Below are 2,437 nucleotides of genomic sequence, written 5' to 3'. Positions count from 1 at the left end.
CTAAATCATACGCTAAGGCTTTCTAATTTACACAAACTTCTTGACACTCTCAAAATGTCTATTACGTAAAAGAGCCGCGACGCATTAGCATCGCGGCTCTTTTTGAATTCTCATAATAATTAAAGCGCTTCCGGATCCTCAACAATCGGCAAGATAATCCGGAAAAGCGAACCGGCCCCCAGCGAGCTTTCCAGGGTAATGGACCCGTGGTAGCCCTCGATCAGCCTTTTGGCAATCGACAGTCCCAGGCCATTGCCGCCCTTCTTTCGGCTCCGGGCCTTATCTACCCGGTAAAAGCGGTCAAAGACCTTATCGATATCCGTAGCGGGGATTCCCTCACCAAAGTCTTGAATGCCGATCTCCACCGTATTCATTCCCCGGGACAGGGAGATGTGAACTTCCTTGCGCTCCTTTGAATACTTGACGGCATTATCACAGAGGATGACTAGGACTTGTTCGAGGTGGTCGCGGTAGATATTGACCGTGATCGACTCATTCAGATCGTCATCTAAGGTGAAGTGAAAGTCCGGATAAAGCATCTTGAAGTTATTGAAGACCTGATGGACCACGTCGTTGACCACTGTCTTCTGGTCCCGGAAGTTGATCTCAACCTGCTCGGCTCGGCTGAGATCCAGCATTTCCTGAACGAGGTTCTTCATCCGCTTAGTCTCAATCAGGCAGGCCCGAATTGAGTCATCACGGACCTCCGGCTCATCCTTGCCCCACCGATCCAACATGTCCAAGTGACCCTGGATGATGGCGATCGGAGTACGGAGCTCATGGCTGACGTCACTAACAAACTGCGACTGCTGTTCAATGTAGCGCTGCATCCGATCCAGCATCTCATTGAACATCGTAGTCAGCTCGGCCAACTCGTCATTATGATTGGGAACTGGCACCCGGACATTTTTAGTTGGATCCTTACTGATCGTCTTGACGGTATCATGGATCTCACCAAGCGGCCGCAAAAACATCATGGACAAGAAATAGCCGAGCAGCCCGCTGGCGAGGACGACCAAACACATCGCCAGGATCACCACGAGCCGCAAACGGTCATAGTTCTGGTAATAGGCGTTCAGCTTGTTTTCCACCTGAAGGTAGCCGATCCGCCGGTGGTCGCGCTGGGCGTAGATCGGCTGTTGACCAACAATCACCTTGTGGGCGGCCCCCTTCATCATCTTAACCTGACGCCGGCTGGTAAAGGTCGGCTTGGTGATGCTCTTTCCGGTGCTCAGGATCGGCTGTCGATCCCGGCCATAGACGTTGACGATCAGGTGGCCGTCACTGAGCTCCTGAACAATTGGCCGTTGGTATTCCGCCACGTGGCCATCAGCAGGATCGATCGCGTTGCTGATGTTTCGCTTGGTGAGCGGCTGATTAATCCGGCCCAGCTGACGGCTGATATTGGTCATCCCCTGGTTGAGCAGGTCCCGTTCCTGGTTAAAGAGACTCTGGGTGAATGAGCTAAACATCGCCATGGCGACGATGAAGAAAACAACCAACGAGCCCACCGCCGTCCCGAAGGCCCACTTAAGCTTTAAGGAAATAAAACGTCGGTTACTTGTTTTTTCCTCCATAATTAACCACGAACCTTACGAACGAATTACGTATCCAGTACCCCGCACGGTCTGAATGTAGCTCTTCTCACCAGGGCGATCAATCTTATTCCGCAGGTAACGAATGTAAACATCAACCACGTTGGTTTCAACCTTGGAATCATAGCCCCAGACCTTGGAAAGCAGTTCCTTCCGTGACATGACAACGTTGATGTTTTCCATCAGGATCAAGAGGAGCTCGTACTCCCGCTTAGTCAGGTTGATCACCTCGTCACCCCGCCGAACGACCCGGTTTTCCTTTTCAATCGTCAAGTCCTTATAGTTAACAGTGGTCTGGTGTTCCTTGTTGTTGCCATCCTCGATACTGATCCGCCGCAGCAATGCCCGCACCCGAGCCAGCAGTTCCTCAATGGCAAACGGTTTGACGATGTAGTCATCAGCTCCGTGATCAAGGCCGGAAACCCGGTCGATTACTGAATCCCGAGCGGTCATGATAATGATTGGCGTATCCTTCAGTTCCCGAACCCGGCGGGCAACTTCGATCCCGTTTAATTCCGGCAGCATCAGGTCGAGCAGAATAACGTCAAAATCCTGGTTCAGGGCCGCTTCCAGTCCGGCCCGGCCATCAAGCTCAACATCGGTGTCGTACCCCTCATGTTTCAACTCCATGTCCACAAACTTTGCCAAATTCTCTTCGTCTTCGATAATCAAGATTCGACTCATTAATTTCACCTACTAACAATCAATTTAATAACGACCATATTAATAAAACAAAATAATTTTATCACAATTTTCTAATAAACCCCAGCATTCTGGCCATTAAATTAGGGAAAAGTCTCCTCGTTGAAAAATTGCGGTCCCCAATTATTAAAATTTAAAAA

2 protein-coding genes are annotated in these 2,437 nt (G+C 50.1%); both read right to left on the bottom strand.

The window, feature by feature from the left end; translation table 11 throughout:
• Positions 1-119 precede the first annotated feature (119 nt).
• Entirely contained in the window at positions 120-1,577 is a 1,458-nt protein-coding gene (locus ACI31J_RS05275) for an ATP-binding protein (RefSeq protein WP_439773392.1), read from the bottom strand.
• A 15-nt stretch (positions 1,578-1,592) separates the two neighbouring features.
• Positions 1,593-2,279: a response regulator transcription factor gene (locus tag ACI31J_RS05270; RefSeq protein WP_104688021.1), complete on the bottom strand. Its 687-nt coding sequence runs from the start codon at positions 2,277-2,279 to the stop codon at positions 1,593-1,595.
• Positions 2,280-2,437 lie beyond the last annotated feature (158 nt).

The sequence above is a fragment of the Limosilactobacillus sp. genome, assembly GCF_051873075.1.
In the GTDB taxonomy this organism is placed as follows: domain Bacteria; phylum Bacillota; class Bacilli; order Lactobacillales; family Lactobacillaceae; genus Limosilactobacillus.
This window is presented reverse-complemented; position numbering and strand designations above follow the sequence as displayed.